The 19433-nt window shown below is 66.6% G+C and carries 19 protein-coding genes and 2 pseudogenes; 9 read left to right on the top strand and 12 right to left on the bottom strand.

The window, feature by feature from the left end:
• On the top strand, nucleotides 1–877 hold an 877-nt coding region (locus EN780_RS09570), incomplete at its 5' end, for a prephenate/arogenate dehydrogenase family protein (protein WP_128273372.1).
• Here EN780_RS09570 and EN780_RS09575 read toward each other — a convergent pair.
• Entirely contained in the window at nucleotides 878–1804 is a 927-nt protein-coding gene (locus EN780_RS09575) for a sugar kinase (RefSeq protein ID WP_128273374.1), read from the bottom strand.
• Between the two features lie 68 nt (nucleotides 1805–1872).
• The gene (locus EN780_RS09580) at nucleotides 1873–2871 is read right to left on the bottom strand and encodes a DUF2125 domain-containing protein (protein WP_128273376.1); all 999 of its coding nucleotides are present in this window, start codon (nucleotides 2869–2871) and stop codon (nucleotides 1873–1875) included.
• Nucleotides 2872–2987: 116 nt separating this feature from the next.
• On the opposite strand from EN780_RS09580, the gene EN780_RS09585 reads away from it, so the two are divergent.
• From EN780_RS09585 to EN780_RS09595, 3 genes and pseudogenes are all read left to right on the top strand, one after another.
• A complete protein-coding gene (locus tag EN780_RS09585) occupies nucleotides 2988–3524 on the top strand; it encodes a gamma-glutamylcyclotransferase (protein ID WP_128273378.1) in 537 nt (178 codons plus the stop codon).
• Nucleotides 3525–3645: 121 nt separating this feature from the next.
• A pseudogene (locus tag EN780_RS09590) lies at nucleotides 3646–4592 on the top strand (aldo/keto reductase).
• Nucleotides 4593–4820: 228 nt separating this feature from the next.
• Complete coding sequence (locus EN780_RS09595) at nucleotides 4821–5438, top strand: LysE family translocator (RefSeq protein WP_128273380.1); 618 nt, start codon at nucleotides 4821–4823, stop codon at nucleotides 5436–5438.
• A 22-nt stretch (nucleotides 5439–5460) separates the two neighbouring features.
• Here EN780_RS09595 and EN780_RS09600 read toward each other — a convergent pair whose 3' ends face one another.
• Both EN780_RS09600 and EN780_RS09605 read right to left on the bottom strand, forming a co-directional pair.
• Complete coding sequence (locus EN780_RS09600) at nucleotides 5461–6261, bottom strand: 1-acyl-sn-glycerol-3-phosphate acyltransferase (protein WP_127284999.1); 801 nt, start codon at nucleotides 6259–6261, stop codon at nucleotides 5461–5463.
• A 90-nt stretch (nucleotides 6262–6351) separates the two neighbouring features.
• A complete protein-coding gene (locus EN780_RS09605) occupies nucleotides 6352–7257 on the bottom strand; it encodes a LysR family transcriptional regulator (RefSeq protein ID WP_128273382.1) in 906 nt (301 codons plus the stop codon).
• A gap of 104 nt (nucleotides 7258–7361) precedes the next feature.
• Here EN780_RS09605 and EN780_RS09610 point away from each other — a divergent pair, with 104 nt between their 5' ends.
• Nucleotides 7362–7985: a pyridoxamine 5'-phosphate oxidase family protein gene (locus EN780_RS09610; RefSeq protein WP_127393474.1), complete on the top strand. Its 624-nt coding sequence runs from the start codon at nucleotides 7362–7364 to the stop codon at nucleotides 7983–7985.
• On the opposite strand, the gene EN780_RS09615 is transcribed toward EN780_RS09610, so the two are convergent.
• The 3 genes from EN780_RS09615 to ftsE form a co-directional block, all read right to left on the bottom strand.
• A complete protein-coding gene (locus EN780_RS09615) occupies nucleotides 7975–8727 on the bottom strand; it encodes a YdcF family protein (RefSeq protein ID WP_127285002.1) in 753 nt (250 codons plus the stop codon). The two genes, EN780_RS09610 and EN780_RS09615, sit on opposite strands and share 11 nt — an antisense overlap.
• 137 nt (nucleotides 8728–8864) lie before the next feature.
• Nucleotides 8865–9854: an ABC transporter permease gene (locus EN780_RS09620; protein ID WP_128273384.1), complete on the bottom strand. Its 990-nt coding sequence runs from the start codon at nucleotides 9852–9854 to the stop codon at nucleotides 8865–8867.
• On the bottom strand, nucleotides 9847–10506 hold the full coding sequence (gene ftsE, locus EN780_RS09625) for a cell division ATP-binding protein FtsE (protein WP_023757234.1): 660 nt from the start codon (nucleotides 10504–10506) through the stop codon (nucleotides 9847–9849). The genes EN780_RS09620 and ftsE overlap by 8 nt, the downstream gene beginning before the upstream one ends.
• Before the next feature lie 189 nt (nucleotides 10507–10695).
• On the opposite strand from ftsE, the gene EN780_RS09630 reads away from it, so the two are divergent.
• The 3 genes from EN780_RS09630 to EN780_RS09640 all read left to right on the top strand — a co-directional run bounded on the left by EN780_RS09630 (nucleotide 10696) and on the right by EN780_RS09640 (nucleotide 12539).
• The gene (locus EN780_RS09630) at nucleotides 10696–11337 is read left to right on the top strand and encodes a hypothetical protein (RefSeq protein WP_128273386.1); all 642 of its coding nucleotides are present in this window, start codon (nucleotides 10696–10698) and stop codon (nucleotides 11335–11337) included.
• 106 nt (nucleotides 11338–11443) lie between these two features.
• Nucleotides 11444–11986, top strand: coding sequence for a hypoxanthine phosphoribosyltransferase (gene hpt, locus EN780_RS09635; RefSeq protein WP_127285005.1), 543 nt, complete (start codon nucleotides 11444–11446; stop codon nucleotides 11984–11986).
• Between the two features lie 181 nt (nucleotides 11987–12167).
• Nucleotides 12168–12539, top strand: a complete 372-nt coding sequence (locus EN780_RS09640) for a response regulator (RefSeq protein ID WP_128273388.1) — start codon at nucleotides 12168–12170, stop codon at nucleotides 12537–12539.
• A 54-nt stretch (nucleotides 12540–12593) separates the two neighbouring features.
• Here the strand turns inward: EN780_RS09640 and EN780_RS09645 are convergent, their stop codons facing one another.
• Nucleotides 12594–13544 carry a DMT family transporter gene (locus EN780_RS09645; protein WP_128273390.1) on the bottom strand — a complete coding sequence of 317 codons (951 nt, stop codon included), beginning with the start codon at nucleotides 13542–13544 and terminating at the stop codon, nucleotides 12594–12596.
• 220 nt (nucleotides 13545–13764) lie between these two features.
• Between EN780_RS09645 and EN780_RS09650 the strand changes: the two genes are divergently transcribed.
• A complete protein-coding gene (locus EN780_RS09650) occupies nucleotides 13765–14643 on the top strand; it encodes a LysR substrate-binding domain-containing protein (protein WP_127310756.1) in 879 nt (292 codons plus the stop codon).
• A gap of 39 nt (nucleotides 14644–14682) precedes the next feature.
• Here the strand turns inward: EN780_RS09650 and EN780_RS09655 are convergent, their stop codons facing one another.
• The 4 genes and pseudogenes from EN780_RS09655 to EN780_RS09670 form a co-directional block, all read right to left on the bottom strand.
• A complete protein-coding gene (locus EN780_RS09655) occupies nucleotides 14683–15057 on the bottom strand; it encodes a glyoxalase superfamily protein (RefSeq protein WP_128273392.1) in 375 nt (124 codons plus the stop codon).
• Between the two features lie 28 nt (nucleotides 15058–15085).
• Nucleotides 15086–17671: a TIGR02302 family protein gene (locus EN780_RS09660; RefSeq protein WP_128273395.1), complete on the bottom strand. Its 2586-nt coding sequence runs from the start codon at nucleotides 17669–17671 to the stop codon at nucleotides 15086–15088.
• Nucleotides 17672–17785: 114 nt separating this feature from the next.
• Nucleotides 17786–18727 carry a threonine/serine dehydratase gene (locus EN780_RS09665; RefSeq protein WP_127286944.1) on the bottom strand — a complete coding sequence of 314 codons (942 nt, stop codon included), beginning with the start codon at nucleotides 18725–18727 and terminating at the stop codon, nucleotides 17786–17788.
• A gap of 66 nt (nucleotides 18728–18793) precedes the next feature.
• Nucleotides 18794–19433 (bottom strand): annotated as a pseudogene (locus EN780_RS09670) (diaminopimelate decarboxylase); the annotation flags it as partial.

Consider the following 19433-nt stretch of genomic DNA (forward strand, 5'->3'; position numbering starts at 1 on the left):
GGCCCGCGTCATCCGTCGCGAGGGACTGGCCCGGCATGTCGCGATCTCGACGCGCAGCCCCGCCACACTGGCACGGGCGGAGCAACTCGGCCTTGGCGATTCCTACACCACCGACGCGAAGGAAGCGGTTCGCGATGCGGACCTCGTCATCGTTTCGGTGCCGGTCGGCTCCTCCGGCGCGGTCGCCGAAGAAATCGCGCCGGCGCTGAAGAAGGGCGCCATTCTCACCGATGTCGGCTCGACCAAGGCGTCCGTCATCGCGCAGATGCAGCCGCATGTGCCGGAAGGCGTGCACTTCATTCCCGGCCATCCGCTGGCCGGCACGGAGAAGTCGGGGCCGGATGCGGGCTTTGCCGATCTCTTCGACAATCGCTGGTGCATCTTCACGCCGGTGCCAGGCACCGATCCCGCGGCCTTGGAGAGGCTGTCAGAATTCTGGCGGCGCTGCGGTTCCAACATCGACACGATGGACCCGCAGCATCACGACATGACCTTGGCCATTGTCTCGCACCTGCCGCACATCATCGCCTACAACATCGTCGGCACCGCGGACGATCTGGAATCGGTGACCAAGACGGAAGTCATCAAATATTCGGCTTCCGGCTTCCGCGATTTCACCCGTCTTGCGGCTTCCGATCCGACGATGTGGCGGGATGTGTGCCTGCACAACAAGGACGCCATCCTGGAAATGCTGGCGCGCTTCTCGGAGGATCTCGCCTTCCTGCAGCGGGCGATCCGCTGGGGCGACGGCGAGAAACTGTTCGACCTCTTTACGCGCACGCGGGCGGTGCGCCGCTCGATTATCGACGCCGGGCAGGATATCGACGTGCCGGACTTCGGCCGCCAGGCTATCGAACATCCGGAAACGAAGGCTTAGTCAGCTCGACGGCGGCCAATGGGCGGCCATCATGGCCAGCGTCTCTGCCCGGTCCGGCGCGCCGAGCCGGCCGCCGAAGCGCTGGCATTTGAGCGCCGCGGCGGCGCTGGCAAAGCGCAAGGCCTGCTCGGGCGGCATGGCTTCCGCGAGGCCGACGGCAAAGGCGCCGTGGAACACGTCGCCAGCGGCCAGCGTATCCACCGCCTTGATCCTCGGCGCCGCGACATGGCGGACCGAGCCGATGGAACGGTCGTGCCACCAGCTTCCCGCCGCGCCGCCGGTGACGGCGACAAACGCATCGGTGCGGCTGGCGAGATCGGCGCAGGCGGTTTCCGGATCGAGCGCATGGCCGCAGACGATGCGCGCCGCGGGTTCGGAAGCGACGATGTGCGTGGCCAGCGGCAGCAACTGCTCCAGCACCTCCAGCGGTGCGGTATCGGCATCGAGGATCGCAGGCCGGTCATTGGCGCGCGCCGCGTTCAGGGCGAGCGCCGCGGCGCCCGGCCAGCGGACGTCGACCAGCACGGCGTCGAAGGCGGAGAGATCGGCGGGCAATTCATCGGGGTCGGCCTGCGCCTCGCGGTCGTAGAACGGGACGATGATGCGTTCGCCATGCGCGTCGACGAGGATCGCGGCCAGCGCCGAGCGCGCGCCGGCCACACGTCGGACCAGGCTGCAATCGACGCCCTCGGCCTCGATCTCGGCAACCAGCTGGTCGCCGACGGCATCGTCGCCCGCACTTGCCCAGAGCGAGACTTCGGCGCCGAGACGGCGGGCGGCGCAAGCGGCGCTGGTTGCCATGCCCGAGGCAATCTGGACCCCATCGGAGGCGATGAACTTGCCCTGATGCGCGGGCAGCGTGTCGAGGCGAAGGATCGTATCGAGGGTGAACGCGCCGACGCTCAGGAGCTTGACCGGCTTCTCCATCAGATCGCTATCCCTTGTCTGAGCCTGGTCTTGTCCAAAAACCGGTTCCCACTTATTGGGGCCATGCTCTAATCGACCGCTTTGATCTTGCCGAGCGGGATGAAGCCGAGCGAGGCCTTGCCCTTGACGATCCTGAGCGGCACGGACGGCTCGTTGCCGAGCATCGCCAGACCGGCAAAACCTTGCTCGATCTCGCTCTTGCGCTCGGGGATGGCGCCGCCGAGGATCGCTGCCACCGCCTTGGGATCCCTGAGCTTGATCGTCAGCTCGGCGTCGATGAGCCCTTCGGCATCGACCGATAGCGGCCCGGAGACGGTTATGCGCGCTTCGCCCGACGACAGGTCGAGCTTGGCGATGTCGACCGACTGGCCGCGCAGGCTCTTCGGCTGCGTCCTGATCAGCGCGACGCCGTTCTTCAGCGTCGCCTCGCCGCTGCCGTCGAGCGGCGGCAGCACGCGCCCGCCGATCGCGTCGGCGTCGATCTCGAGATCGTTGAAACTGCCGACATAGCCGATGTCCTGGCCGTTCGGCTGCAATTGCCCGGCGGCCTTGCCGGCATAGAACAGCTCGACGGGATCGCTGTTGTCGGCCGGATCGGTCTGGCCGGACAGGCCCTCGGCCTTCAGCGCGACGCGCCGCGGCAGCGGCCAGGAGAGCTTCGCGTCCGCCCGCAGTTTGTCCCAGTCGATCCACAGCGGCGTCATGCCGGGCATTGAGGTCCTGAGCGGACCGCGCAGATCGGCGACTGGCGACAGGGGCTGCGTAATTTCGGCCACCGCATTGAAACTGCCGGTCGAGGCGGCGACGTTCCTGGCATCGTCCTCATAGGCGAGCGTGTCGCAGGAGATGGCGAAGCTGAGCGGATAGCCGCTGACGGTCAGGTTGGCGCAACCGGCCTCGATGCCGTTGACGTTGAGCGAGGCAACCGCCTTGTCGGCCTCGGTCCTGACGCGATCGGCCAGATAGAACCAGCCAGCGCTGTAGAGGGCGAACAGCACGGCAATGAAGGCAGCGAGCCAGAACAGCCGGCGGCGAAAGTTCGGCGGGCGCTCGTCAGTTGACGTCATGCTGCAGCTCTCATTACCCCTGATATTGCGGGCGGGCGGTTGTTACGCAACAAGCAGGAAGACGTAAAACACCGATTCCGGCCTAGAGTCGGACTCGCGCGATCAGGCTTGGCGATATGGGCGATTTTTGGGTTTTTGGCTATGGGTCCCTGATCTGGCGCCCGGGTTTCGCGCATGTCGAGACGCGCCGCGCGCGCCTTTACGGCTACCGCCGGGCGCTCTGCGTCTATTCCTTCGTGCATCGCGGCACGCGCCGGCGGCCGGGCCTTGTGCTCGGCCTCGACCGCGGCGGCTCCTGCGTCGGGCTGGCATTCCGGGTGCCGGGCGACCTGCGCGGCGAGGTTCTCGCCTATCTGCGCGAGCGCGAGCTGGTGACCAGCGTCTATCTCGAACGCACGCTGGACATCCGGCTCGACGGGACAGGGAAGGGAGCGAACGGCAGGGTCGAGGCGGTTGCCTACATCGTCGACCGCGCGCATGAGCAGTATGCCGGCGCGCTCGACACGGCGCATGCGGCAAGCATCGTTCGCGGCGCCGTCGGTCAATCCGGGCGCAACGAGGACTATGTGCTGAGCACGCTGGAGCACCTCAAGGCGCTCAGCATACGCGACCACTGGCTGGAGGACGTGGCGCGGCGGGTCGCGCCTTTGTGAAGCGCTGGCCTGCCGGAAAAGAATGGCCAGGCCTTTGACCTCGGCAATCCAGGACCTAGGTTAGCTGCTGCCCCCCAGCCGGGCTTGCCCGGCATCATCCCACGCATCACGGAGATCAGTCTTGCAAAAACGCCGTCTCGGTCGCACCGACCTTTCCATCGCGCCGCTGGTCCTGGGCGGCAATGTCTTTGGCTGGACCGCCGACGAGAAGACCTCCTTCGACCTGCTCGACCGTTTTGCCGATGCCGGCCTCAACGCCGTCGACACGGCGGATGTCTATTCGCGCTGGGCTCCCGGCAACAAGGGCGGCGAATCCGAAGCCATCATCGGCAAATGGATGAAAAGCCGCGGCAACCGCGACAAGATCGTCGTCATCACCAAGGTCGGCTCGGACATGGGCCAGGGCAGGCGGGACCTTTCCGCCGCCTATATCGAAAAGGCGGTCGACGCCTCGCTGAAGCGGCTGCAGACCGACGCGATCGACCTCTATCTGTCACACTGGCCGGACCCTGCGACACCTTACGAGGAGACGCTCGGCGCCTATCAGGGCCTGCTTGCCAAGGGCAAGGTCCGCTATGTCGGCTGCTCCAATCTCGATGCCGGCCAGTTGCGCGCGGCGCTCGATGTGGCGAGCCTGCGCGGCCTGCCGCGTTATGACGTGCTGCAGCCCGAATACAATTTGTACGACCGTTCGTCGCTCGACGGACCGCTGCTTGATCTCTGCGTGGCCGAGGACATCGGCGTCATCACCTATTTCAGCCTGGCCAAGGGATTCCTGAGCGGCAAATACCGCGGCAAGGCCGACCTCGGCCAAAGCGAACGGGGCGAGGATGTCGCCAGCTATCTCAACGATCGCGGCATGCGCATCCTCGCCGCGCTCGACGCGGTGTCGGCCAGGCATTCGGCCACGCAGGCCGAGGTGGCGCTGGCCTGGTGATGGCGCGGCCGGGCGTCACCGCGCCGATCGCCAGCGCCACGACGACAGCGCAGGTGGACAGCCTGGTGCGCGCCGCGTCGCTGAAGCTCGGCGCCGACGACGTCGCGGCGCTGGACCGGGCGAGCGCCTAGAGCGTTTCACCGTTTCACGGAAACGGCGAACCGCTCTATCTCTTTGTTTTGACGCAATTCCGGACGGAAAACCGTTTCACACTTTTCCTGGAATTGCTCCAGCCCGGCGCTGCCGGCGCGCTGCAGGCGTGGTGGCCCTTGCCGGACGGTCCGACACGATCGTTCAAGACGGCGACGGCCCCTGCGCCATAACGTTTTGCGCATCGCGACACGATGCGGAAAACGCGTATGGCCGGATTTTTGTCCCTCTCGCAGCCATGGCAGCAGGTGCTGGTGCTGGTGCTTGCCGCCGCCGTCGTGATGGGCAGTCCGGGGCCGGCGACGATCAGCGTCACCGCAATAGGCGCCGCTTTCGGCCTGCGCGGCTCGCTGCGCTACACGTCGGGCATCATCGTTGGCACCACGCTCGTGTTGCTGGTGGTGGCTTCCGGCGTGACGGCGATCTTTGCCTCGCTGCCGGGCATGGCGCCGGTGCTGGCGATCGCCTCCGCGATCTACATCCTCTACCTGGCCTACAGAATAGCGATGGCGCCACCGCTGGCGGCGCGCGAGAACGGGATGGCGCCTCCCACATTCTCGGGCGGCTTCCTGCTCGCTGTCGCCAATCCGAAAGCCTATGTGGCGATCGCCGCCGTCTTCGCCGGCGCTTCGTCGGGCGTCGCCGGTCTCGGGGTTGTCACCAAGCTCCTGGTGCTCACGCTGATGATCGTCGCCATCCATGTGCTGTGGCTGCTTGCCGGGGCGGCCTTCGCCCGCTTCCTGCGGCGGCCGCTGGCCTCGCGGATCATCAACCTGGCTTTCGCGGCGACGCTGGTGCTGACGACGGCATTGGCGGCGTGGCCTTAGGCCGGCGAAACGGAGCTGCGGCTCAGGCCTTGGCCTTTCCGGCCGCCGCGAGCTCCGCCAGCCGCTTCGCCGCCGTCGGCGGCATCGGCGGCGGATTCGGCGCGCGCGAGGCCTCTACGAGGAGCTGGTCGCAGGCAGCCTCGGTCTCGCCGATCAGCCGCTTCATGAACTCGTCCTTGGCCAGTCCCGGCGGGATCGGCGGCAGGAAGCGGGCCTTGATGGTGCCGGGATAGCGCAGGAATTTGCGGCGCGGCCAGTAGAGGCCGGCGACATGGGCGACCGGCACCACCGGGACGCCTAGCTGCGAATAGATCTCGACGATGCCGTATTTGTAGGCCGGCTCGTCGCCCGGAGCGCGGCGCGTGCCTTCGGGGTAGATGATGAGCTGGCGCGGATTGCGGTCCATTTCCGCTCTGGTGGCGGCGACGACCGCCTTCAGCGCCTTGGAGCGACTGCCGCGGTCGACCGGGATCATCCGCATCTTCATGATGTACCAGCCGAAGAAGGGGATCCAGGTCAGCTCCCGTTTCAGGATGTAGAGCGCGTCATCGAGATAGGGAAAAAAGGCGATCGCATCCCAGAAGGACTGATGCTTCGGCGCCAGGATGAAGGACCCTTCGGGCAAGTTCTCGACGCCTGTGATCTCGCTCTTCGTGCCGGCGATCTTGTCGTAGAGCCACATGCAGGTGCGCGACCAGAATTTGGGCACGAACCAGGCCCGGTGGCGCGGCGACAGGAAATAGTACGGGGTCCAGAAGATCATCTGGACGACCAGGCTGAGGTAGAAGACGAGGTTGAACGCCAGCGAGCGGAAATAGAGCATGCGGGAAGGCCCGGTGAGGAAGAGTGCGTTGGTTACACCAAGCGCGGGCAAAAAGGAAACGGCCAGCGAGCGAGGGCCGATCCCGATTTCCTACCACATCGCTTGCGTCAGGCGCTCCTTCAGGCGCGGGGCGGCGAAATCGAGGAAGGCGCGCAGCTTGACCGGCAGCAGGCCCTGCCCGGCATGGACGAGGCTCACCGGCCATGGCGGCGGCTCGAACTCGCGCAGCACTGCCTGCAGCGCGCCGGAGCGCATCGCGGCGGCGACCTGGTACGACAGCACCTTGGTCAAGCCGACCCCGGCGGTCGCGGCGTCGATGGCGGCTTCCGCGGTGTTGACGCGAAGCCTGGAATGGACCGGCACGGTGATCTCGCTCTTGCCGCCGGCGAAGAGCCAGGTGGCAGGGGCCGAGAGGTTGTCGAACGTAACGCAGCTGTGCGCGGCCAGGTCCTCCGGGGTTTGCGGCGTGCCATGGGCCGCAAGGTAGGGCGGGCTTGCGCACACGACGCGGCGGATCGCGCCGACACGGATGGCGACAAGGTTGGAATCGGGCAGATCGCCGATGCGCACGGCAAGGTCGATATGCTCGTCGACCAGCTGCGTTATCTGGTCCGACAGCGTCAGCCGGATATCGACCTCGGGATAGGCGGCGAGGAAATCGGCGACCACCGGCAGCACGTGCAGGCGGCCGAAGACGATCGGCGCGGTGACGACCAATTCGCCTTTGGGCGCGCTGTATTCGCCGGCCGCGGCGCGCTCGGCCTCACCGACCTCGTCCAGGATGCGGCGGCAGGCGGCGAGATAGGTCTGCCCGGCAGCGGTCGGCGTCAGCCGCCGCGCCGAGCGGTTGAGCAGGCGCGTGTTGAGGTGCCGTTCCAGTTCCGAGACCTTGCGGCTAACCGTGGCGAGCGGCATGCCGAAGCGGCGTGCCGTGGCCGAAAGGCTGCCGGCCTCCACCGCGGCGACGAACAGCGACATAGCTTCGAGGCGATCCATGATCTTTCCATAAAATGGAAGGAACTATTCCAGATATGCCATCTGCATCCGAAATATGGAAGGCTTATATTCGGCGGGCTACCAGCCTTGGAGGACAGCGCCATATGAACGCCCATGCTTTCACCAGCGACGTCGCCTTCACGCCGAGCGTCAAGGCCATCCAGGCGCGCAAGGGCTCGCGCGATGCCTATTCCCGGGTCGAGGAGCGCGGCGGCTGGCGGGATACGATCACGCCGGACCTTGCCGCCTTCATCGCGGCGCAGACCAGCGTCTTCCTGGCGACCGCCAATGGCGAGGGCCAGCCCTACATCCAGCATCGCGGCGGGCCGGCGGGCTTCCTCAAGGTGATCGACGAGAAGACGATCGGCTTCGCCGACTTCACGGGCAACAGGCAGTTCATCACCCAGGGCAATCTCGCCGACAACGCGCAGGCCTTTCTGTTCCTGATCGACTATGCCCATCGGCAGCGCATCAAGATCTGGGGCAGGGCGCGCGTCGTCGAGGGAGACGCCGAACTGACGGCGAGCTTGATGCCGCAAGGCTACAAGGCGCGTCCCGAGCAGGTGATCCTGTTCACCGTCTCGACCTGGGATGCCAACTGCCAGCAGCACATACCGCAGCGCTTCGATGCTGCGGACGTCGCGGCGGCGCTCGCCGATCGCGACAGGCGCATTGCGGCCCTCGAACAGGAGGTCGAGCGCCTGCGCGCGGTCGAGGCTAAGGGATGATGCGGGCTGGCGGCTTGTCGCTCTTGACCACCGAGGCTTCCGCCAGGGCGATGCCGTCGGCAGTCTGGCGCAGCGGGACGATGCCGCGCGCCAGAGCCAGCACATATTTGCTGTATTCGGTCAAAAGCACGCGCAACGCTTCCGGCTTGGTCAGCCAGCCGCCATTGCCGAGATTGGTGTTGACCACCGGATAGGGTTCCAGCTTGGCGCCGTGCAGCAGCCGCCCCATCTCCAGCAGGCTGCGCGGCATGTGGTAGTTGTTGGTGACGAGAATGACGCTGCCATAGGCGTGGCTTTCCACCCATTTGGCGCTTTCCTCGGCATTGCCGATGGTGTCGAGCGCGGCGCGGTCGATGTCGACGCAGCAGGAAAACAGCGCCTTGTCGCCGCCGGTCGCGGCCTGCAACTGGCGGCGGCTGGCGGAAGGATGAACGCCGCTGATCAGCAATCGCTCGCCCTTGCCGGAAGCGAGCAGGTCCATCGCCGCGTCGAGGCGCGACTGGCCGCCGGTGAGAACGATGATGGCATCCGCCCTGGCGGGGTTGGCGGGCGTCGTCATGTGGCTGACCGTGCTGGCGAACCAGCCGAAGCCGCCGGCAAACAGAGCCGCAAGTGCCAGCACGGAGAAAGCAAAGATCCGAAGGACGATGGCAAGGCGGGCCAGATTGCCACGCCCGTGCGCACGGGCACCAACAACTGGCATCCGTCCAGCCGTTCCGGTCGTGTCCTGCGCGTCCATCATCCTATGGTTAATCCTGAAATGCGGCCTTTGATAGATGAGAAGGCGCACATTGCGTTACGGCAGTTTCCCTTGCGTGATCATACTCTTGCATGGCGTGATCGTCTCCAAGAACCGGCTTTCGCTTTCTGAAACCGTGCCTAGCCTCCGTCCGGCTGGCGCATGTCGATGTCGCTGAGATAGGTTACAACCGTCGCGTGCGAGGTCGCCGCCGTCAGCGCGCCGATCACCAGCACCATCAGGCCGACGCCGAGATAGCCCGCCGAGCCGATGGCGAAATTGCCGAACAGCGCGGTTGCCTGGTCGGCCTGGGGCGTCGCCATGTTGCGCGACGACCACCAGGAAAAGACGATGAAGACCAAAATCGCGGCGGCGCCGCCGGCCGCGGCGCCTTTCATGCCGGTGACCAGGAAATGCCAACGGAACTCGCGCGCGATGAAGCGCGCCTCGGCGCCGACGAAATGCAGCACCTCGATGATGTGGCCGTTGCCTGCCATGGCGCCGCGCGTCGCGAACACCACGGTCAGCACGGTCGCCGACAGCATCAGCACCAGCACGGCGATGCCGATGGTCACCGTGGTGCGGGCCATGGTGACGAGCCGGTCGACCCAGGTGCGGTGATCGTCGAGCGCCGCGGTCGGCAATTTGGGCGCGATCGCGGCGCGCATGGCGGCGAAGTCGGGCGGGCTGTTTTCGTCGATGGTGACGACGACGAGGCGCGGCACCGGCAATTCATCGATGTTGAGACCTGTGCCCAGCCACGGCTCCAGCAAGCGGGCGGTGGCGTCGCGGTCGATGATCTTGGTGCCCTTGACGCCGGGAAACTCGCTGGCGATCTGCGAGGCCTGGGCCAATGCCGCCTCCATGTCGAGGCCGTCGACCGGCTTGATCTGGATCGTCGCCTCGCGCGAGATCTGGTTCTCCCAGACCGACGCGGTGTCGCGCACCAGGGTCACGGCGCCGAACGTGAGGCAGGACAGGAAGGTCATGATGGCGATGACCAGCACCAGCGCCCGTCCGGCAATGTTCTGCGCCGGCACGATCGGCGCCATCCTGCGTTGGGGGCGCTGCACCACGCCAGCCATCTCGGCGGGCTGGTCATGCAGATGGTCGGCGGAGAGCTCAGTCATAGATGTCCAGCCTTCCGCCGGCGAGGATCATGCGCCGCGCGTCGACCTGCTCCATCAGGCCGAGGTCGTGGGTGGCGATCACCACCGCCGTGCCGAGACGGTTGAGCTCGATGAACAGCCGAAGCAGCCGGCGCGCCAGCGGCGGGTCGACATTGCCGGTCGGCTCGTCGGCGAGCAGGATCTCGGGCTGTTCGATCAGCGCGCGGGCGATCGCGGCGCGCTGCTTCTCGCCGCCCGACAGCACCGGCGGCAGCACATGCATGCGTTCGCCCAGCCCAACCCATTTCAGCAGTTCGGTGACGTCGGTGCGGTAGCTCGCCTCCTCGCGCCCGCGCACGCGCAAGGGCAGGGCGACGTTCTCATAGGTGGTCATATGGTCGAGCAGGCGGAAATCCTGGAACACGACACCGATGCGGCGCCGCAGGTGCGGCAGCTCGCTGCGCGAGATGCGCGAGCGGTCCTTGCCGAAGATGGTGATCAGCCCGCGCGTCGGCTTCAGCGACATGAACAGCAGGCGCAGCAGCGTCGTCTTGCCGGCGCCGGAGGGCCCGCTCAGGAACTGGAAGGAGCGCTCCGGTATGTGCAGGGAAATGTCGCGGAGGATCTCCGGACCCATGCCATAGCGGAGGCCGACATTTTCGAAGCGGATCACGTTCGACGACCTGGAACTTTCGGCGGCGAAACGCCAGCCCTTTCTCTCAAAAGACCATCGGCCCGCATGGTTAACCCTTGGTTAATTTTCGATGCTTTTCGGTGCATCACCGGGGTTCCGGTGGGGAAGCGTTAACCATTTGCGTTTACCCAAAAGAAACGAACAGCGAACAGGGGCTTACCAGGCCGTATGGCTGAGCAACGAACCGCGCGCCCGGTTTCCGGCGAAATCATGACCGGGCTGGGGACAAGTGCCGCGCAGGAAGCGCGCGCGCCAGTGATCGACGTCGTGGACGCCGATTACGAGGTGCTGCCGCGTCCTTCGGCCAGGCCGGAAGCGCCGCCGGCTCCGCCTTCGCGCGCGACCAGCACGGCCGCCATCGAAGGCATGGGCATGCTGCGCAAGCCGGAGGCCGTGGCCGAACGGCGGCCGGCGTCGCGTGGCGGACCGCTATTCTGGATTGCCGGTGTCGGCGCCGCGTTCGCCGCCTTCTGGGTCTCCGGCGGCCATGCGCTGGTCCGTCAATCGCCGTTCTGGGCCGTCGCGCAGCCGGCGGCCGCGCTCAGCATCTCGGGCATCACCTCGCGCATCGACGCATCAGGGCCGAAACCTGTGCTGTTCGTCGACGGCGAGGCCGCCAATGACGGCGCGCAGGCGGTGCAAATGCCGCCCCTGGAAATCCGTGTCACAGGCAAGGACAGCCAGATCATCCGCTATACGCTGGGGACATCCGGGCGCTCGCTGGCGCCCGGCGAAAGATTTGGCTTTTCCAGCCGCCTCGATGTGCCTAGAAACGGCGTCAAAGCCGTCTCAGTCACGTTTGCTGGCTGAGGCGAAACAAAACCGCGCGACCCGGCGCAAAAACCAAGAAGTTCTACAGCGCTTTCGCAGGCCCTGAAGGTCGCGGTCCTGTAGGCAAAACGCCTGGAGGGCGAAAATGCCAGTTGTGCGCGGCAAGGACATCGAGGTCCTGTTTTCGGCGTCGGCGATCGCCCGCCGCAACCTCGAGCTCGCCAAGGAGATCGCCGGGCGCGACTACCATGACCTTTTGGTGATCTCGGTGCTGAAGGGGTCTTTCGTCTTCGCAGCCGACCTGATCCGGGCCATGCACGATGTCGGCCTGTCGCCCGAGGTCGAGTTCATCTTCATCTCCAGCTACGGCGCCGGCACCACGAGCGGCGAGGTGAAGGTGCTGCGCGACATCGACAATGAGGTCGCCGGCCGCGATGTGCTTCTGATCGACGACATCCTCGAATCCGGCAAGACGCTCTCCTTCGCCCGCGACCTGATGCTGTCGCGCGGCGCCAGAAGCTGCGCCATCGCCGTGCTGCTCGACAAGCGCATGCGCCGCCAGACCACGCTCAACGCCGACTATGTCGGCTTCGACTGCCCGGATTATTTCGTCGTCGGCTACGGCATGGACGTCGCGCATGCTTTCCGCGAATTGCCCTTCGTCGGCGTCGTCAAGGGCGACGCCTAGGGCATGTCGATATTCAGGTGAGGCCGGCCGCAAACAGCGGCCTGACCTGAATCTCAACACCCCCTGAAGCATGCCCCAAATCAGGCAGCACTGAATCGCCGAACACGGCATGCTCTGGATTTCCCCCGGACCAATGTTCCGGTTCAGAAAACGTCAACGTTTCCCCGCCATGTATCTCGCCATGGCAAAGCTTCTGATCGTCGAGGACGATGAGTCCGTCCGCACCCTCGCCGCCCGCGCGCTCGAACGTGACGGGCACAGCGTGGCCATCGCCTGCGATGGCGCCCAGGGACTTGAGCTGATCAAGGCGGCGCGGGGTGGCTATGACCTCGTCGTCTCCGATATCCGCATGCCGGAGATGGACGGCATCGAGATGGCCACCGCGGCGGCGGCGCTGTTCCCGTCGATGAAGATCATGCTGATGACCGGATACGCCGATCAGCGCGAGCGCGCCGAGGAGCTCAACGGCATCATACTCGATGTCATGCAGAAGCCCTTTACGCTCGCTGAAATCCGCGGTCGCGTCGGTCGCGCCTTGAGCTGCTTCGCCTGAGGCTCCGGCCCGCAGGCCGCCCTTCAGCATATCGGCGGCAACCGTAGCCGGCGCTCACGCCGTGTCGCCGGTCGGCACAAGCAGCGGCGGAGCCGCCCTGCGCCGCTCGGTACGGAAGGCGAGCAGGCCGGCACCGATGATGAGGGCGGCGCCCAGCACGGTCGTCGAGTGCGGCACCTCGGCGAAGAACAGGAATCCCCACAGCGGCGACCAGATGATGCCGGTATATTCGAAGGTCGCGACGCGGTTGGCCGGCGCCAGCCGGTAGGCTTGCGACAGCAGGATCATGCCGGCCGAGGCGACGAAGCCGCAGGCCGCCATCTTGAGAAGGTCGGGAAATGCCGGCCAGATCCACGGCCGCACCAGGAATTCGAGGCTGGGGTGGACGGCGTGCTCAATCCCGGCCAACCGGAACAGGCCGGCGACGAACACTGCGCCCGTCAGATAGGCGCCATTCTGGTAGAACGCCATGACGGTGGAGGATTCGGTGTCGCTTATCTTGCGCGCCATCAGCTGCGAGAAGCCGTAGAGGAAGGCGGAGCCGAGCGACAGCAACGCCGCCCAGTCGAACAGTCCGGCGCCCGGCCGCAGCATGACGAGGACGCCGAGCAGGCCGATCAGCACGGTCGCCAGCGTCTGCCAGGACACCCGCTCGCCGAGATAGGGCCCGGCCAGCACCATGATGCACAGCGGCGCCATGAAATAGAGCGCCACCGCGTCGGCCAGCGGCAGGGCGGCGATCGCCAGATAGTAGGACGTGTAGGAGCTGAACTGGATGAAGGCGCGCAGCGTCAGCAGGCCGAAGCGTTTGGAGAGCAGGGCTTTCAACCCGACATCGGCGTGCACGATAACGATCAGGATCGGCAGGGCGACAATGGCGCGGATCGCCATCACCTCGGTGACCGGGTAGAGGCCCGAGACCGCCTTGACGAGCGGGTCCTGGAGCGAAAACACCAGCACGCCCAGACAGAGGCTCAGGATGCCAAGCACCATCCTGTTCTGCATAGGATTCTGCTCCCCGGTTCGCGCGATCCCAAACCGACGCATGCGGTAAAAAGAACCCGCCACCGTTTCGGGCAGCGGGTATGAGTGAGGACTCGATTGGTCCGCAGCCGGTTTGAAGGGCCGCATATCCAATGGGTGAGGCGACTATCCTCCGGCGTTTGACATGTTGCAAACGAATTGGAATGATGCCAGCAATCAAAATTGCTTATGGTGAAATGCGATGAAGCCGACGCTCGACAGCGACCTCCTGCGCACCTTCGTCGCGGTGGCCGAAACCGGCAATTTCACCAAGGCGGCCGAGCAGGCGGGCCGTACCCAGTCGGCCGTGTCGATGCAGATGAAGAAGCTCGAGGGCATGGTCGGCGACAGCCTGTTCGAGCGCGGCTCGCGCGGCGTGGCGCTGACGCGGCGCGGCGGCGAGCTGATCGGCAATGCCAGGCGCATCGTTTCGCTGCTCGACGAGACGGCAGCGTCGATTGCCGCGGCGCCGCTTGGCGGGCCGGTGCGCATCGGCATTCCCGAAGAATATGGCCATGCCATCCTGTCGCGCGCCCTCGGCGCGTTTTCGAAGCGCCACCCGAAGGTCGAGGTGACGGTGCGCTACGCGCATTCGGGCGCCCAGACAGCGGCGGTTGCCGCCGGCGAGCTCGACCTTGCGGTTGTGTTCGAATGGCAGGATCTCGCGGGCGGCGAGGTGCTGATGCACGATCCGACCGTCTGGGTGACGTCCGAGACGCACCACAGGCACGAGGAGCGGCCGGTGCCGATCGCGCTCTACAGCCGCGAGGGCTGGTGCCGCGACTTCGCGATCAAGTCGCTGGAACAGCGCGGCCTTGCCTATCGCGTCGCCTATACCAGCGACACCAATGGCGGCCTCAAGCTCGCGGTCACCTCGGGCCTGGCGATCGCGCCGATCTCGCGCAGCAACATCCCGGCCGGCTGCCGCGAGCTGACCGCGGCCGACGGCTTCGGCGACATCGATTCCTCGAATGTCGTTTTGCATCGCAATCCGGCCGCCGCCGGCGAAGCGATCGACAGCATGGAGAATGCGATCCGCGAGGCGTTCACGCTGACGCCCGGCGCGCTCCTCGACGGCTGACCTGCGCTGCTTCAATCCGGTGGGGGCGGCGGCTCCGCGCTACCCTGCCGGCGTGCTCTCGGAGAAGGTCAGACGGTTGCCGAATGGGTCGTCGACGGTGACCTCTCTCGTTCCCCAGGGCGTCTCTTCCAACCCCGGCCTGGCGTAGCGGTATTTCTTCGCTGTCAGCTCGCGATGCAGCGCCGCTATGTCGGCCACTGCGACGCGGACATGGGAGCCCGGCGAACCGTCGCCATGATGCTCGCTCAGATGCAACTCGCAGCCGTCGCGGGCAATGCCAGTGTAAAGCGGCGCATTGTCGTCGAAACGGTGCTCGAACCGCACCTCGAAGCCGAGGAAGCCGAGATAGAATTCATGCGCCTTGGCGACGTCGAATATGCGCAATATCGGAGTGACGGCACCGAGCTTCGGCATGGCGTTGCGACCGTTGGGAGGAGGCGGGCTATTTCAGTTCCAGCAGCCGTTCGAGATAGCTGCGTTCGATGTCGGGGCTGAGCGCGTTGCCGAGCCGCTTGCGGATCGCTTCCAGGATCTGGCGCGCGCGCTGGACATCGATCTCGTCAGGCACCTTCACCGAATTGCCGTCGTCGGGCCCGCGCGTGGCGCGCGGTCGGCCGAGCGGGTCGCGGTCGGCATCCTGCTGGCGGCCGCCCTGCTCGCTGCCGCCCTGGTCGCCCTGCATGGCCTGCAGCTGCTTCATCATGTCCTTGGCGCCACGGCGCAGCGCCTCCAGCGCGCGGCCCTGATGGCCGACGGCCTGGTCGCCGTCGCCTTCGCCCAGCGCCTGCTCGGCATTGCCCATCGACTTGCCGGCTTCGCCAAATCCTTCGTTGGGCTCCATGCCCATGCCTTCCAGGCCCTTCTTCAACTGCTCGAGGTCGTTCTGCAGCTTGCCCTGGCCTTCCTGCAACTGCTTCAGGGCGTCGGCGAATTCCTGCGGCGTCATCGGCTTCGGGCGGGCGAGCGGATCGCGGTCCTGTCCCGGTCCCGGCCTGTCTTCGTCCTGGCCGCCGCCGTTTTCGCCGAGCTGCTCGTCGCGGTTCTCGCCGCGCTGCCGCTGGCCGCGCTGCATCTGGTCCATGCGGAAGGTGTCGTTCATCATCTCCTGCTGGCGCCGCATGATCTCGCCCAGCTTGTCCATCTGCTGGCGCATCTCGCTGTCCTGCTCGCCGCCCTGCTGCTGACGGCCGGCCTGCAGGTTGTTCATCATGTCCTGCAATTGCGACAGCAACTGCTGGGCGCGGTCGCGGTCGCCGGATTTGGCGAGGTTCTCGATCTCGTCCATCATGCGTTCGATGTCGCTCTGGCGCAGTTCCTGGCCGTTCTGCTGCATCTGCGGTGCATTCGGGTTCTGCTTGGCGCGCTCGGCGAATTCCTGCAGGAACTGGTTCATCGCCTCGCGCAGTTCCTTCATCGCCTTGTCGATCTCTTCGTCGCTGGCGCCCCTGTTGATGGCATCCTGCAGAGCCTGCTGCGCCTGGCGCAGCCGCCGCTCGGCCGCCGACAGATTGCCCTCCTCGATGCCGAGCGCGATTTCCCAGAGATAGGACACGACATTGCGCAGCTGGTCGTCATTGTCGGCCATCTTCAGCCGGCTGCGGGCACTCATGATGGCGAGGTAATGCGCCATGTTGTCGAACGTGTCCTCCGGGCGCAGCGTGATCGCGTCCATCAGCTCGAGCACGCGCGGCTTCGAATTGGCGTCGAGCCCAAGCATGCGGCGCTGCTCGATCACCGCCCGCGCCAGGGGGTTGGCGAAGGGCCGCTCCGGCATTACCAGCGTCTTGGTCTCACTGGTCGCGGTATGGCCGGCGTCGTCGGTGGCGGTGAGGGTCAGCTTGATGCTGCCGCCGGACCAGACGTGCTCGGTCAGGTCCTTGCTGGTCTTGGCGGCGTTGCCCTTGCCGCCGCGCCGCGGCAGCGCCAGCGGCATGTCGGGCGGGCCATAGAGCGGATGCGCGTTGGGCGCCTGCGTGTCGGCGAGCGCGAACTCCGCCTTGGCCGAGGCCGCGCCATAGTCGTCGTCGATCTGGTAGTTGAGCTCGAAGGCACCGTTGACGGCGCGCTTGGGCTCGCCGGCGAAGCGGATCGTCGGCGGCTTGTCCGGAATGACGGCGAAGGCCCAGCGGCCGAGGTCGTCCTCGCCCGATTTCAGCGTCAGCGTGCCGTCGCCGGTCAGCTTGCCGGTGAACTGGCGCACCTTTGGCGCCGCTGTCGCCACGGGCTTGGCGGCCTGCGGCGCGGCCGGGTCGATGGCGCGGGCATTGCCGTCCTTGTCGGCAAAGCTCAGCGTCTCCTCGCCCGAGCCGCCGGTGACGCGCAGCGAGACATCGCTGCCTTGCGGCACGGTGAAGGTGGCCGCCGCCTGTTTGGCGTCGGCGGTGAGGAAGAGAGGCGGCTTGCCGGTATAGGCCGGCGGCGTCACCCAGGCATCGATGCGCGGCGGAACGGCGTCGCGCGCCGCGCGGGCGACGAAACCGTCGCTTACGCGGCCGCCGGAGGGGCCGAAGGAGAAGGCGAAGGCGGTGACCAAAAGCAGCGCCGCCACGGCGCGCAGGCCCCAGCGGTCACGCTCCGGCACGCGCGCGCGCGGCCGGTCGGCGCCAAGACTGCCCAAGCGCTCGGCCATGCGCTTCTGGTGCTCGCGCCACAGCGCCTGCGAGAAGATGCTTTCGTGGCCGCTCGGGCGATCGGTCTGCACCTGCACCGGACTGTGCAACAATTCGTTGGCCGCCTCGATGCGCCGGTCGATCTCTGCGGCGGACGGCCAGCGGAAGAAGCGCAGCGGATAGAGCGCGGCAAGGGCGGCGCCGGCGAAGACGATCAGCACGCCGATGCGCGCAACGTCGGGCAGAAGCGGGAACAGGCCGAGCCAGGAGATGCTGAGGAACAGGCTGGCAAGGACGAGCAGCGGCAGAAGCAGCGGCCAACCGCGCTCGACCAGCATGGAGGTCCGCGTCGCCAGCCGGCTCAGGGCAAGACGCCCGGCCAGGCCACGATCGCCGCTGGAAGTGGGTCGTTGCGTCATCGGCCCTTCCCGTCCGGGCGGGATAGCCCGAACCTCAGGACTGGAAGTTTACCAGCAAACACGGCAAAGGCGAGGCGGGTTCCAAAAACGTGAACCGTTCTTTCCGGTTTATGGTCAGAATTTTGCGGGATCGGTGTTGGATCCGCAGACCAGAACCGCGATGCGCTCGCCCGGCGAGGGCTGGTAGCGGCCGGAGAGCACCGCCGCGAAGGCTGCAGCGCCACCCGGCTCGGAAATGATTCGCACCCGGTCCCAGAGCGCTTTCTGAGCGGCGATGATGTCATCGTCGCTGACCAGGAGCGAGCGCTCGACATAGGCCTCGGCGATCGGGAACATCATTTCGCCCACACGCTTCGGGGCCAGCGAATCGGCGGCGATGCCTTCGGCCGGCGCATCGACGGGCCGGCCGGCCTCGAAGGCGCGATGGAGCGTCGGTGCGCCCTCCGGCTCGACGGCGACGATCCGGATGCGGCCGGCAAACCAGGCGGCGATGCCGCCGATAAGGCCGCCGCCGCCGACGGCGACCAGCAGCGTGTCGATTTCGGGCAGGTCGGCCTCGATCTCGAGGCCGAGCGTGCCTTGCCCGACCAGCGTTTCCTCCTGGTTGAAGGCATGGATCTGCAGCGCTCCGGTGCTTGCGGCGAAGTCCTCGCTGGCGGCCAGCGCCTCGGCGTAGCGCGCGCCGCCGACGACCAGTTCGGCGCCATAGCCGCGAATGCGCGCCAGCTTGGCCGGCGGGCTTACTTCGGGAACGAAGATGGTCGCCTTGTGGCCGAGCCGCATGGCGGCATAGGCGACCGCCGCGCCATGATTGCCGCCGGAGGCGGCGACGACGCCGGCCTTCGGCACGGGGCGTTCGAGCAGGTTGGTGAAGGCGCCCCGCGCCTTGAACGAGCCGGAATGCTGCAGGCATTCGAGCTTGAGATCGACGGCAAGCGGCGCCTGGCCGAAATCGGCCATGTCGATGCGCAGCACCGGGGTGTGGCGCACGTACGGCCGGATGCGCGGCTCCATCGCGGCGATGCGTTCGCGGGTGATGATGTTCGGATTGGTCATGGTTCGCCTCCTAACCGTGCCGGCTGTCGTCCACGCGCCAGCCGGAATGAACTCATGGCCGCCTGCCTATTTCAGCCAGTCGGGAATGGAATCCAGTCCGATCAGCTCGTCATAGGTCTGGCGCGGGCGCACGACGTGGAAGCGGTCGCCGTCGACCAGCACTTCCGGCACGAGCAGGCGGGGGTTGTAGGTGCCCGCCTGCACCGCGCCATAGGCGCCGGCGGTGGCAATCGCGATCAGGTCGCCGGCCTTCAGCCTGGGCAGGTCGCGGTCGAGGCCGATATAGTCGCCGGTCTCGCAGACCGGGCCGACCACATCGACCGTCATGCGCGGCGCCGCCGCCGGCTGCTGCAGCACCGGGCGGATATCGTGGAAGGCATCGTAGAGCGTCGGCCGGATCAGGTCGTTCATGGCCGCGTCGACGACGAGGAAGTTCTTGGCGTCGCCTTCCTTCACGAAGATCACCTCGGAGACCAGGATGCCGGCATTGCCGACGATCAGCCGGCCGGGCTCGAACATCACCTTGAGGCCGAGCCTGGTGACGTGCTTCCTGACGATGTCGGCATAGGCGTCGGGCAGCGGCGGCGGGCTGTTGTCGACGCGGTAAGGAATGCCGAGACCGCCGCCGAGATCGACATGCTCGATGGCGTGGCCGTCGGCGCGCAGCGTGCCGACCAGCTCGACGAGCAGCGCGAAGGCATCGTCG

The sequence above is a fragment of the Mesorhizobium sp. M4B.F.Ca.ET.089.01.1.1 genome (assembly GCF_004022605.1).
GTDB classification, from domain to species: Bacteria; Pseudomonadota; Alphaproteobacteria; order Rhizobiales; family Rhizobiaceae; genus Mesorhizobium; species Mesorhizobium abyssinicae.